Source organism: Nitrospira sp. Ecomares 2.1 (assembly GCF_965152585.1).
Genome location: NZ_OZ224219.1, coordinates 2024569 through 2037677 on the forward strand (window position 1 = coordinate 2024569; position 13109 = coordinate 2037677).

8 protein-coding genes are annotated in these 13109 nt (G+C 52.5%); 7 read left to right on the forward strand and 1 reads right to left on the reverse strand.

What is annotated here, in order from left to right; translation table 11 throughout:
• Window positions 1-108: 108 nt before the first annotated feature.
• Window positions 109-1869: a DEAD/DEAH box helicase gene (locus tag ACWHYD_RS08855; protein WP_447965534.1), complete on the reverse strand. Its 1761-nt coding sequence runs from the start codon at window positions 1867-1869 to the stop codon at window positions 109-111.
• Window positions 1870-2416: 547 nt separating this feature from the next.
• On the opposite strand from ACWHYD_RS08855, the gene ACWHYD_RS08860 reads away from it, so the two are divergent.
• The 7 genes from ACWHYD_RS08860 (at window position 2417) to ACWHYD_RS08890 (ending at window position 12955) form a co-directional block, all read left to right on the forward strand.
• On the forward strand, window positions 2417-3250 hold the full coding sequence (locus ACWHYD_RS08860) for a DUF4412 domain-containing protein (protein ID WP_447965535.1): 834 nt from the start codon (window positions 2417-2419) through the stop codon (window positions 3248-3250).
• Between the two features lie 282 nt (window positions 3251-3532).
• Window positions 3533-4840 (forward strand): Na+/H+ antiporter NhaA, encoded by a 1308-nt coding sequence (gene nhaA / locus ACWHYD_RS08865; RefSeq protein ID WP_447965536.1) that lies wholly within the window; start codon window positions 3533-3535, stop codon window positions 4838-4840.
• 1140 nt (window positions 4841-5980) lie between these two features.
• The gene (locus ACWHYD_RS08870; protein WP_447965537.1) at window positions 5981-6961 is read left to right on the forward strand and encodes a lipopolysaccharide kinase InaA family protein; all 981 of its coding nucleotides are present in this window, start codon (window positions 5981-5983) and stop codon (window positions 6959-6961) included.
• 127 nt (window positions 6962-7088) lie between these two features.
• Window positions 7089-8675 (forward strand): esterase/lipase family protein, encoded by a 1587-nt coding sequence (locus ACWHYD_RS08875; protein WP_447965538.1) that lies wholly within the window; start codon window positions 7089-7091, stop codon window positions 8673-8675.
• A 251-nt stretch (window positions 8676-8926) separates the two neighbouring features.
• Window positions 8927-9697 (forward strand): SIR2 family protein, encoded by a 771-nt coding sequence (locus ACWHYD_RS08880; protein ID WP_447965539.1) that lies wholly within the window; start codon window positions 8927-8929, stop codon window positions 9695-9697.
• A gap of 236 nt (window positions 9698-9933) precedes the next feature.
• Window positions 9934-10311, forward strand: coding sequence for a DoxX family protein (locus ACWHYD_RS08885; RefSeq protein WP_447965540.1), 378 nt, complete (start codon window positions 9934-9936; stop codon window positions 10309-10311).
• 352 nt (window positions 10312-10663) lie between these two features.
• On the forward strand, window positions 10664-12955 hold the full coding sequence (locus ACWHYD_RS08890) for a hypothetical protein (RefSeq protein WP_447965541.1): 2292 nt from the start codon (window positions 10664-10666) through the stop codon (window positions 12953-12955).
• The last annotated feature ends 154 nt before the right edge of the window (window positions 12956-13109 follow it).

The window sequence follows — 13109 nt, forward strand, 5'->3', positions numbered from 1 at the left end:
TTGACAACGGCCGTGTTAATTTCTCATGTCTATTTCTTCATGATAGTGATGTTTGGCATAGGTACGTGGTTGGGAAAATTCCCACCCTGGCGGTTTCAGGATTCCGCTTTATTCCTTATAGAGGCGGATGGTGACTTTTTGCCCTTTAATTCTGGTCCGGCCAAGAGCCTTGATGATGCCATGGACATGCTCTTCCGGTACTTTAACCAGAGAGAATTGATCGGAGACTTTGATGGGGCCAATCACATTCGAACTGATCCCGGCCTCGTTGGCAATGGCACCGACCAGATCTCCTGTCCGCACTCCTGCCATTCGACCGGCGTTTACGTGCAAGGTCGCCATACTTGTGGATTGACTGTGACGGTCCCGTCTGCCGACCGGTCTGCCACCACCAGCTCCGCCTCTGAGAACTCTAGGAGCATCCGGGTAATCCGATGGACCCCGCCTTGGCCGTCTGGACGTCTGGGTTGTGTCAGATGCCCGGTCCCGTATCGCAGGAATGTCTTCTTCAACTCGATCGCCCGTCTTTGACCCGTAGGCCAATTGAATCGCGGCAGCGGCGACATCCGCCTGGTCAAATTTTTCGGTGAGGGTGTCGACCACGACTCGGAATTGTTCAAAGTCGTTGGCTTTGAGAATGTCTTGAATGGACACGCCAATCTGTTCCAGCCGCTTAGTTTGAAGGTCGGCCACAGTCGGGAGTGTTCCCATGTCGACTTTTGATTTGGTCAGGCGCTCAATGTTTTGCAGCAGCCAGCGTTCGCGTGATTCCACGAGTGTAATGGCTTCACCGGCGCGTCCGGCGCGTCCGGTTCGCCCGATACGATGAACGTAGGCTTCAGGAGAGGACGGAACATCGTAATTCACCACGTGCGATACGTGAGGAATATCCAGCCCTCGGGCCGCCACGTCTGTGGCGACAAGCAATTCCGTTTTCCCGGCGCGGAACGATTGCATCACGCGATCGCGTTGAGCCTGGTTCATACCGCCATGCAGGCCTTCTCCCCGATACCCCCGGCTATTGAGCATAGAGGTCAACTCATCCACCTCCAAGCGTGTTCGGCAAAAGACCAGTGCGGATTTTGGACCGGACATATCCAGGATTCTGGCCAGTGCAGCCACTTTGTGAGGTCTCGCCACGAGGTAGGCGGTCTGATGCACCCGAGGGGCCACCCCGGACTTGACCGGTTCCTTTATGATCTGAATCTCAATGGGATTTCGTAAATGCTGGCGTGCGATGGAGGCAATCCGTGGAGGCATGGTGGCCGAAAACAGTGCGGTCTGCCTGGTCGCAGGCGTTTGTTTCAGAATGGCATCCAGATCTTCGGCGAAGCCCATATTGAGCATTTCATCGGCCTCATCCAGCACCACAATCTGAAGGTCCTTGAGCTGAAGGGTTTTGCGTCGGATATGATCCAGTGCCCGTCCTGGAGTGGCCACGACGATATCGACCCCGCGTTTCAACGCGATAAGCTGTGGGCGGATGGCCTGTCCGCCATAGACGGCGAGGATGGCGATGTGCTGTTGTTTCCCGTAACGCTGAACAGCTTCGCAGACTTGTATAGCCAATTCGCGTGTGGGCACGAGAATAAGGGCGGATGGGTTCGGCTGCTTGGGTGAATGGGCCAGGCGCTGGAGGAGGGGAAGGGTGAATGCAGCGGTTTTTCCAGTTCCGGTTGCGGCACGCCCCAGGAGGTCCTTTCCGGCCAAAAGCGGTGGAATGGCTTCGCGTTGGATAGGGGTGGGCTCTTCATAACCTAACGCTTCGAGCGTGGTCAGCAGCGCCGCTTCAAGGCCGAGGGCCGCAAAGCCGGGTGAGAAGCCCTTCATCGTAGGAGCTGTGGGTGGGTTGGACGTGTCGTGTTTCATGACGGTTTTGCAACCTTTCTGGATGAGGTCCTCATCTGTGTATAGGCCGACTTGAGCCGGTCTGTCGGTATGTGATGTTCGTTAAAGACGAGAGAAAGGGACGGTTCTGATTGAACCGGCTTCCCTGGGCTGGATGGCCTCATCTTAAAGAGACCGGGCCTTCTTACCGTGTCCTACCCCGCGACCCGCTGGTCCTGTCGCGCCGGGCAGCATATGGTCCCTGACCATGATGACGAAACCGTGAAAAGTCACGACTACTTGTGACTCTTTTTGAGGGATGTCTGCCTGTCGTTATGTGGGGTGGTCGCCTAACGAGCGTTTCCTGTCCATAGTTCTTTTACCAGGAAAGGTAAACCAATTCCTAGCTCCCCTCATTAAAAAGGGTCTTTGGTGGGACCAAAAATATAGTGGGAGAGGGGCGATGAGGGATCTTCTGCACGAAAAAGACTTGTGAATCGGGTTGAATTTTGAGAGATTGACGGGTCTCAGCGTTTCCAGCATTTCAAAACAGCAGTCTGTCCCATCTGTCACGCGTAAGGAGGTTGATATGGTGAAGGTTCTTGGTCTTGTGAGCGGGTTGGTGCTGGGCATCCAGACGACGGTTTGTGCAGGCGTGGTTTTCCATGTCGAGACGACCTTTCCCGATCGGGCAGAAATGCCTTCCCGAAACGATGCGATAACGGTCGACGGGAAGAAACTGAAGATGACGATAAATGATGCGGGGAAGACTCAATCCACGGTCATTTATCGAGGCGATCGGGAGGAAATTCTGCTGATCAATCATGGAGATCACACCTGGCGGGCGATGGACAAAGCCACGATGGTCAATCTCGGTCAACAGATCAACCCGGCCATGGAAAAAATGCAGGAAATGTTAAAGAACATGCCACCGGAACGACGTGCCATGATGGAAAAAATGTTTGCGGGGCAGGGGATCAATCCCGCCATGATGGGCGGGAAAGTCGAGATGCAGGTAAAAAAAACCGGCGAAAGCCAAACCGTCAATGGCTACTCCTGTGTGAAATATGAAACCTGGCGGGAAAAGGAAAAAGTTGCAGAACATTGCGTGAGTGATTGGAAGCAGGTTCCCGGCAGCCAGGAAGCCCAAGGCGTGTTTCTTGATATGGCTTCCTTTTCTCAGGAGGTATGGCAAGGGGCATTCAAAGGCGGCGGAGGTCCAGCGTCGTTTTTTGAATCAATTGGAAAGATGGAAGGCTACCCGGTGTTGACGAGAATTTTCTCCAAGGGAACCGTTGTCACAGAAAGCCGGTTGACCGGAGTGGAGGAGAAGTCGGTGACCGCCAAAGAATTTGACCCTCCCAAAGATTATGTCAAAAAAGATTTCTTGCCAAAAAATCTTCCCTCCCATATGGGGCAATAGCAGCGAAGAATTTGGAAGTTAATGAAGCCGATTTGAGAGAAGAATCTCGCTGAGTCTCAGGTTTTTCGACCTGCGATGAGATCTTTCGAAGATCTGAATGCTCGCGGTCCGGTTCGCACCTATCGTGTTTCTTGGGCAAGGGTGTGGGGGATGAGGCCATTGTCCCTGGTGATAGACTTCTCGCTCAAGGAAATCAGCAATACCTAGGGTCGGTACCGTTTTCACAAACGATCGGTTTGGTATCCGGTTTCGCATTCCCGCTCATTCTGGCAGTTTCGGAATATGAAGAAAACTCCTATCGACATTTGGGTGACGGACCCGCTTTCCAGCTTTCTTGGAAGGCAGACCACCAGTGGCATAGTGCTGTTTGTTGCCGCCTTGGTGGCATTGGTTCTGGCTAATTCACCTTTTGCGGATGCCTATCACCATCTTTGGCACAATGAATTCTCAGTCGGTTTCAATGATTTTATTATCAGCAAGACATTGCATCATTGGATCAATGATGGACTGATGGCGGTGTTTTTCTTTGTGATCGGGCTTGAACTGAAACGCGAGATCATGGCGGGTGAACTGAGGAACCCCCGTGATGCTCTTCTCCCTATCATGGCGGGGGTAGGCGGGATGATTGTGCCGGCGTTGATCTACCTGGCGTTCAATCCATCGGGCGACGCGAACGACGGATGGGGCATACCTATGGCGACCGATATCGCCTTCGCGCTCGGCATTATCTCCCTGTTGGGCAACAGGGTTCCCTTGTCGCTTAAAGTGTTTCTCACTGCCCTGGCCATCGCGGACGATCTTGGTGCGGTGCTGGTCATTGCCGTCTTCTATACGTCGCACATCGACGTCATGAGTCTTGTGGTTGGTGCGGGATTCATGATCCTGCTGGTGACGTCCAATCTGCTGGGGGTCCGCAACATCCTGTGGTATGGACTGCTGGGAATCGGTGGCCTATGGATGGCCTTTCTCTTGTCGGGGGTGCATGCCACCATTGCCGCGGTGCTGGCGGCGTTCACCATTCCGGCCAATGTGAAGATCTCCGACAAGGGATTCGTTTCACACATCAAGGCTTTGGGCGACAGATTCGAGGCGGCAACAAGCAATGACGTGACCCTGGTTACCGATGAGCAACTCCATATACTGGAAGACATTCGCGCAGTGGCCAAGGAAGCACTGACTCCGTTGCAACGTCTGGAGCACGCCATGCATCCTTTGGTGGCGTTTGTGGTGATGCCGGTCTTTGCCCTGGCAAATGCGGGAATCAGCTTTCCATCCGACTTCCTGAATCAATTGGCCAATCCGGTCACCTTAGGCGTGGCATCAGGGCTGCTGGGCGGCAAGGTCATCGGCATCATGGGCATGTGCTACATCCTGATACATTTTCAATGGGCCTCCTTTCCGGAGCAGACAGGCTGGAGCCACCTCTTTGGTGCTGCGATGCTGGCCTCGGTGGGATTCACGATGTCGCTGTTTATTACCGAACTGGCTTTCAGCGATGACGCATTAATCCTCCAAGCCAAATTGGGCATCCTGCTGGCCTCTCTGGTGGGTGGGGCTGCAGGATACTATCTGCTGAAGCGGGCAGGGTGATCTTCTGTATCGACCGTGGATGGTGTGTAGCGAGAGGTTGAAAGGAAGACGGGCTTGTATTTCCCGATCCTAAACACGTCGTGAGCATCATTCAGCTATTGAACGAATACCTCATGATTCGGTTAAGCCGTAATGAAATTCTCATTCTGAGTCAGCGCGAAGGATCTGTGCTTAAAGCAAGAAGCCTCAGAACTCATCGAGATTCTTCATGGAGCCCGCCTCAAGCATATCGTAGAAAATAGAACGATTCTTCCCAGAAATCCAATTTCGTCAAACCCCGCACCCTCCAGCTTCAATTACAAGGTCACGCCCACATTGTAGGGCGGGCTGGCACATCCAACCAGGTTTGGATGGTGCTGTTCACTAAGAATGACGTGAATGTTCTGTAGGACCATTTGATTTTATTGAGACCATGAGGATTCGGTCCGCGGCTTTTCATTTGCGAAGAGGGCATCCGAGAGAGAAATCGTCAGGGGCAGTGTGACCAACAGGACATTCCAATTCCTTAAATCTCTCTGATACCGCTTTGCTGAACAGCTACAGTTATTGCTCTGTGTCTCTTTTGCGCCGTTGTCATTTAGGAGGTATGGAAAAATCCGGATTGGATTTCATCGGGTAAAAAAGTGAATATGCGACGTTCCATGAGGTTGCACTTATCTGGTCTGTCCGGCCATCAATGATGAGGTATGAATACCCTCTTAAGAGTTGATGAGGAATGCAAAATCCTCCTGAATTCGATGGCCCGGTTTATTTCTTTCATAAGGCACATTCCGGCAATCAATCACAAGCATAGTCTTTCTTGCTGGCTATTGTGGGAGCAGGTTGAAAGACTGAGGAAAAAGTATGTGAATGAATTCCTAAATAATAGATAATGTTTGGGCGCGTGAGGGAGGATTTTCACTCGACTCCGACCATGAAATAGAATGGGGCTATGCAGGGAAACATTCCATGCTATGGAGTCGGAAACAAATGCCAACATTTGCATTGGTAATATTATAATAGAGCGCAGTTGAAAAATTTATTCTCATGGCAAATACAGCCAGACGAAGAGACAGCCATCATTAGCTGGAAGGAAACGTTCAAGGAATTCTGTCCAGCAAAACTGTAGCCATTTTAACGCACAGCGGGTATATTAAGCCCGTGAGTCTGGAAAAATGGCAAAAATTCCGCTGGAGGCCATTTTCAATTTTCCCACTGACTTGTCTTAAGACTATTTGTTGCCTCTCTTCCACGATTATTTTTCATAAGAGTCTGCATATCGATCAAAGCATAAAGCCGTTCCTGGCCAATGCTGGGATCTCTCAATTTCAAGATTTTGTCGATTACTCTGCCGGGACGCTTGTGTCCCGCCCTTCCAAACGACATGTGCGCAGACTTTCTCTTGAGGTCGCGGGACAGAAAAAGAAGTACTTTCTCAAGCAAAGCGGTTTTCAATCTTTCCATCTGTTAATGAAATCATGGTGCCGACTTCAAGTGCCTCTTTCGGGCACGGCGCGGGAGCTTTTACTTCTGGAGTTATTTCGAGACCAGGGCATTCCGGTGATGAAGGCAGTCGCCTGGGGAGAACGTACGGTTTTGGGCTGGCCTGTGAGGGGTTTTATTTTAGTAGAAGAGGTGGTGGGTAAGGAGTTTGTGGACGTTTACCGGGGAGCATCCCTACGAGTTCGTCGGCGCCTGTTTCGCCTATATGGTGAATTGATGGGGACGCTTCATCGAATAGGAATCGATTCCAAGGTTCGACCCCAAGATCTCAATTGTATTTCCGATAACTATAAAGATTTTCGAAATTGTTTTGTGGTGATTGACCGCGAGCATGGACGACCTTATTTGATGGGACTTTCAATAGAGCAATGCGGAATTCGCTTGGGTGATATCTGGGCCAAGGGAATGTATCGAATCGGACTGGGTGAACGTAGCGAATTGCTGGCGTTTCTCTCCGGCTATTTCACAGGTGCCGGTCAGCGAAGTGTCCGTGAGGCGCGTGGCGCGATCTCTTCGAATCTGGTAACACGGGCGTCTTGTCGAGCGGCTGAAGTTTTGTATCATACCAATCGTTTTGAGACACTGCGAGCGGGATTTCAGGTCCTATACGGTATTGGCCTCGATAGATTCATCCCTTGACTAATTTCCTGAATTGACCAAGAATCTTTTCTCAGCCGATCGCAGCGTCTGCGATGGGAGATAAAATGGAACAGAAGAAGGTTCGTTCACACTGACATTCGCGCAATCGTAATTCGGAGGTACTTTCATGACGACATCCGCGCAGCATCCCTACCACCCCATCATCTACGTCCGCGGCTTTGCCGCCACTTCGAGCGAAATTGAAGAAACGGTGGCCGATCCTTACATGGGGTTCAATATCGGCTCAACCAAGTCGCGCGTGGCATGGACCGGTGACGTCAAGCGTTTTTACTTCGAGTCGCCGCTCGTGAGGCTAATGGGCGATCACGAATATGAGGATGTCTTCGTGGATGGGGACGACCTCGTGGCAGCCGAGCGTGCCGACCATCCCGTTCCATATCGCTCAATAATTATCTACCGCTATTACGATGAAGCCTCGAAGGACTTTGGGGACGGCAAGACGCCGCCTATTGAGCACTTCGCCAAAGGCCTGGGCACTCTTATTCTGCGCCTGCGCGAAAAGGTCTGCGCGAATAAGGATAACAAGGTTACGCCTAAAGACTTCCGGGTCTATCTCGTGGCTCATTCCATGGGAGGGCTGATCTGCCGGGCTTTTCTGCAGAATACGAAACTTGGCTCAGCGGAGGCGCGCAACGCCGTAGACAAAGTCTTTACCTATGCCACGCCTCACAATGGCATTGACATGCGGATCGTGCGTAATGTGCCGGGTTGGCTCTCGTTCGGCGACATCAATAATTTTAATCGCGACAAGATGGCCGGATACCTCGCGGTGCCCAAGGGGGACGACGTTTCGGTCGTCAAAAATTTCCCGCCTGAGCGCATCTTCAACCTGGTCGGAACCGATGCACGCGATTACACCGTGGCCGGCGGCATTTCGTCGTGGGCGGCAGGGGATGCCAGCGACGGGCTGGTGCGTCTCGAAAATGCCACCACGCATGGGCCGGGCTCCGACGGCAAGGATGTGAGTTCGCCGCGCGCGTTCGTGCACCGCAGCCATTCCGGCCACTACGGTATCGTCAACTCCGAGGAAGGCTATCAGAACCTCACGCGGTTCCTGTTTGGTGCACTGCGCGTGGATGGCATTCTGGAGATCGATGACATCACATTGCCCGTGGAAGTGCAAAAAGCGCACGAAGACGGCAAGAAGGTTCGAGCTTCCTACCAGTTCGAAATTGCGGCCAGCGTGCGCGGCTGCCAGTGGCAGATGACACGGCGCGAGGTGCGGGAGAACTCCGCCATCTTCCGCAGCTATGGGGAACTCTTCCCAGGGAAGGACGGAACCAAGCGCAAGCCGGATCGCACGAAGAGTCCACACCTCTTCTCCATTTTTCTGGATCCAAGTAAGAGCGTCAAAGCATCCAAATCGGTCAGCTTTGCCTTCGACATCAAGGTCCTGGTTCCCGATTACGTCGTGGATGGCCTGCTGTTCATGAAACGCCACTATGAGGGTGGTTTTATCTATCGTCAGTTGATTCTGGTCGAGGCCTTTCCCGATAAGGGAAGTCCGAGCGGATGGCGCATCAAGTATGGCTATCAGGACATGAATCCCGGGAAACCCGGCAAAGATGTAGAAACCCGTCCTCTCATCAAGGGAAAACCGAACGCCGGCATTACCTTCGATATCCCAATCGAGCAGAACGCTCGCCCTGGCCTGGTTGGAACTTTACGCATCGAAGCAAGGCCATGGAGCTGAGCCTCTGATGGTGACTATACTTATCTCCAATTGAGATAAGATTCATGGCTGCGAAGGTAAGGAGTTCAATGCCGATTCAATATGCTGTACGAATCGCCGGGGATTACGATTGGGGCCTTTCAAAAAGGTCCAATCAATTCAAAAATAAGCCAAAATGAAGGGTCGGGTCGGGGAAAAACATTAAACGACTTGGACTGAGAGGATCTTAATTTCCTTGCAACTGAGGAAAAGTTTATTTTTTGGATGAGTTTATGTCTCAAGGATGTACCTGGCTCTTTGGTAGGGGGGCCTCAATCGCAAATGGCCTCAAGTGGGAGGTTCCTCAGGATTGGAAGGAAGACCTTATTGCTGAACGGATAACTCGGGAAGCCCACGTGAGAATGATCACCGGGAGGTTGCGCCAAGAGATGATGCGGATTACCGAGTATCCGACTCCGTACACACGTCTACTTGACACTATGGCGAGTAGCACTCTTGATGGAGGACATCATCGATTGATTACGACGAACTGGGACTATCTGCTACAGCGTGACTTGAACAATTGGATCAATGCAAACAATCAGGGCTGTGCGCCTCGATTTCTTAGTACCCATGGCACGGTTTACCATCTAAATGGTTCCGTAGAACCTGGCGATTTCCAGAATCGAAGTCCCTTCCTGTTAGAGACCGACAGTGCGAGCGTGAGGAATAAAACTTACGAAGCAAATAAGGCCTTGAACTATTTGCTTTGGTCAAATCTGATTGTCATTGTTGGAATGTCCTTCGAATGCGACATGGATCGCGGCCTTTTGGCCACCCTAAGAGCGCATGAAGATGACCTGCCAATTGGCTCAGCACTTTTCGTAGTCGTAGAACCAAATAGAGAAATTCTAGGAACCACGTACAAGAAACTCGGGTACTGTTTACCTCGGGCGAATGGTATTCGAGTGAACGCGTATTTCGCAGAATGGATTGATAGTGGTATGCCTGAACTCGAGCAGGAGATCTTTGTTGGAGAGCGCCATGACGCACGCCTTGTCTAATTGGCAGCGTGGATTTTAAATGAAATTTTGACATGGATTCTTTCCCAACAGGATATTAGGTGATGTCCTCTAAATCTTGCAGCCACTAGTGCGGAAAATGTCTGGTGGACGGTTGTGCGAACCGAATACTAATCTGCAGGATTTACTCGCCACACCCGTCCAGGTGGTTAAGATGACAGTTGGGTGAAATTTAGATTTTTCCTTATTGCTTTTTTCCTGTGTGGGTTGGAGGGGTCATGAAGCGCGTGATGACCATTGTCCTGTGTGTGTTGTTAGGGATTTTCTTTGTTGTGGCAGGAGGAGCCAAGCTCATGTGCAGTGAGTCCCAGGTTGAACATTTTGCGCAATGGGGGTATCCCTTCTGGTTTTTGTATTTGATCGGGATCATTGAAGTCGGCGGCGGACTTTGTTTGTTTATCCCGAAGACGCAATGGTATGGCATGGTGGTCCTGAGCATCACCATGGTGGGTGCCGCGCTGACACATTTGAGGGCTGGAGAAATGGGTGCGGTGCCCGTTCCACTTGTGCTGCTCGGTCTTCTGCTCCTGTTGGCTTGGATGACCAGGGAACCGTCCAGGAAGAATGGAGCCAATCAATGGCCTCACCAAAAATGAATTGCCTGAAGCTTCATCAATATTATGACCGCACAAAATTCTTCAAGAAATTTCTTGAGTTGTTTATTCACATTTCAGTAGGGATTCGTTTGTCAGGAACTCTGCTGTGTTGGCTGTGCCTGCATCAAACGTTGGGCTTGCCAAGCTGTGATGTGTTTGAATAACTCGCCGCTGACCCATCAATGCAGGGGCTTTTTGTGCTGCCCCATTGGTGGTTGACCACTCACATTTTTCGGACTCCTTTTTTCTTTCCTAATCTTGACCCTTCAAGCGGTCATTTCCTACCCTCAGTAACAGGCAACATTGACCATTTTTTCCATGTGCAGAGGGAAGAGAATAAGGAGGTCTGATCATGAAACCCACATTTGGACTCGCGCGATCGGTCTTTTTGAGAAAATTCCCGGTAGCTGTCACAGCTATGACCATGATGATACTGGCGTGCACGGTTGGGATACTGCCCGTGCATGCTGGCCAACATCCGCATTCCCAAACGCTCCGTGGCACTGTAGAGGGCAATGGCCATGCGCAACGCGGATATAAGGTCTCGCTTTATGCGGCTGAGGCAGGTGGCCATGGGAAGGGTCAAGTGCTTGGAACGGCTAGAACCGATGGCGACGGGAAATTCAAGATCCGCTACCGGGTGCCGCATGGTCAGCAATTCGTCCTCTTCGTCATTGCTGAATACGGCCCGGTCATGCTGGCCGGTGTCATCGGCACGGGCCACCATGTGTACGACGCCGTGGTGGTCAACGAACGCACGACGGTTGCCACGGGAACCGCTTTCGCTCAGTTCGTCGACGTCTGGAAAATTCACGGTAATACTTACGGCATGATCAACGCCGTGAAGATGGCGGAGAACATGGCCAATCCGGAAACCGGAGACATTGGCGAAGTGCTCTTCAATACACCAAATGGAACCGAGACATCGACATACCCGACCTTCAATTCCCTCACCAACGTAGTTGCGAGTTGCGTCGCGGATAACACCAACTGTTACTCCCTGTTCATGGCGACGACACCGGAGGGAGGACCCGCGCCGACCACGGTGTTGCAAGCCGTCGCCAACATCGCCAAATATCCGTCGTATCCAGGTTATCCGACAGATACGGACGATCCGCTCTATCAGCTGTCGCTATTGGATCCGGTCAATCAGCCGGCATTGATGAAACGTCCAACCAGCTGGCTGTTGTTCATTAAATTCAACGGGGGGCAGCACAACATCTACGATCCATTCAACCTCATGAGCGGCCCTGGCCAAATTGCCTTTGACGAAGGCGGCTTCGCCTGGATCAACGACAACTATCGTCCGACATTCTCAAATGAAATTGCCTGTGCCGGGCAGCGCCTGATTAAAACGTATCCCTGGGGTGAGACCTTCCCCGGATCGCCGTACTTCGGCGGTGGTCTCAGCGGGGCGGGGTTTGGCATCGGGCTGGACCCGCATGGCAAGGTCTGGGTGGGCAATTTCGGATTTGAGGCGCCGGCCTGTGCGGATACCACCGTCGACCCTCTGCCTGACCCGGCATTAAAGATTCCAGCCGCCCATGATAGCGTCTCGGTGTTCCGTCCCGATGGCAGCCCGATCTCCGGCTTCGATGGCTTCACTAAAGGCCATATCTGGTGGCCCCAGGCCACCGTCTCAGACAAAAAGGGGAACATCTGGATTGCTAACTGCGGAAACGACACGGTCACATTCATTCCAAAAGGTAAACCTGGCCATGCGAGGAACATCGCGTTCCCGGGTGGACGAGGAGCAGAAGGCATCTACGCCCCCACTATCCCGGATACGGAGCCGGATTCGGACGCGCCACTTCTCAAACCGTTTGCCATCGCGATCGATCCGAAGGGCCGCGCGTGGGTAACGGCCAACCAGGTCGGATATGTGGCCGATTCCGGCACGGCCGATCCAACCGAGGCGATTGGCGGGGTCTACCGCGTGTCGTCCGATGGCACAGTGGAGATGCTTCCGAACCTCAATGCCAAATCCGAGCCGGTGTTGTCCTGGCCGATGGGAATTTCCGGCGACAGCCAGGGAAACATGTGGGTCTCTAACTCGAATTCGGTGAAAGTGCCCTGTGTCGACCCACTCGATCCTCAGGACGGAATGGATGGTCCTTCAGTCACTCTGTATCCCGCCGATGACAGCGCTCCCTCTACTCATATTGGTGGCGGTCTGACGATTCCCTGGGGCAACGCGGTCGACGGAAATGACACGCTCTGGGTGTTTAATTTTGGACAGAAACCAACCCGCGATGTCGATGAGAACACGGTGTGGCCGGATACGCCGCTCTCGCATTTTTGCGGTGCGGATCCCAGCAAATGTCCCTCGGGTAAAGGCACGGGCGATCCTATCTCACGGGACCCCGGTTACGTCAGTGACGCGTTGGATCGGGTCACAGGTGGTGGTATCGATCCGTCTGGCAATGTCTGGCTCCTGAACAATTGGAAAAAGACCGGTCCTTTCGGGCCGGTCTATAACACCAACCCAGGGGGCAATTCCTTCGTGATCGTTCCCGGCGCGGCCGGACCCGTCAAGACACCATTGATCGGGCCACCGCAATCATTTGATCAGCGAGGCCACAGGAGAGACCACCGCAGAGGCCATCGGAGCCACTCACCTCACCAGGCATATGACCGGGATTGATCATCTCGATGCGTGAAAGCGTTTGAAGGTCACGCGAAACCTTCATTGGTTATCGTCCTGCGTCGGCGCTCTACCCCATTTCATGATGGGGTAGGGCGCCGAAGTTCCAGCCCTCCCTGCCCTTTTCCCCCGTTCACCACCGGTGATGTCATTT

Excerpts from the sequence above, each read along its gene's own strand:
- ACWHYD_RS08855 (WP_447965534.1), bottom strand. The coding sequence starts at position 1,869 with ATGAAACACGACACGTCCAACCCACCCACAGCTCCTACGATGAAGGGC.
- ACWHYD_RS08875 (WP_447965538.1), top strand. The coding sequence starts at position 7,089 with ATGACGACATCCGCGCAGCATCCCTACCACCCCATCATCTACGTCCGC.
- nhaA (WP_447965536.1), top strand. The coding sequence starts at position 3,533 with ATGAAGAAAACTCCTATCGACATTTGGGTGACGGACCCGCTTTCCAGC.
- ACWHYD_RS08860 (WP_447965535.1), top strand. The coding sequence starts at position 2,417 with ATGGTGAAGGTTCTTGGTCTTGTGAGCGGGTTGGTGCTGGGCATCCAG.
- ACWHYD_RS08885 (WP_447965540.1), top strand. The coding sequence starts at position 9,934 with ATGAAGCGCGTGATGACCATTGTCCTGTGTGTGTTGTTAGGGATTTTC.
- ACWHYD_RS08880 (WP_447965539.1), top strand. The coding sequence starts at position 8,927 with ATGTCTCAAGGATGTACCTGGCTCTTTGGTAGGGGGGCCTCAATCGCA.
- ACWHYD_RS08890 (WP_447965541.1), top strand. The coding sequence starts at position 10,664 with ATGAAACCCACATTTGGACTCGCGCGATCGGTCTTTTTGAGAAAATTC.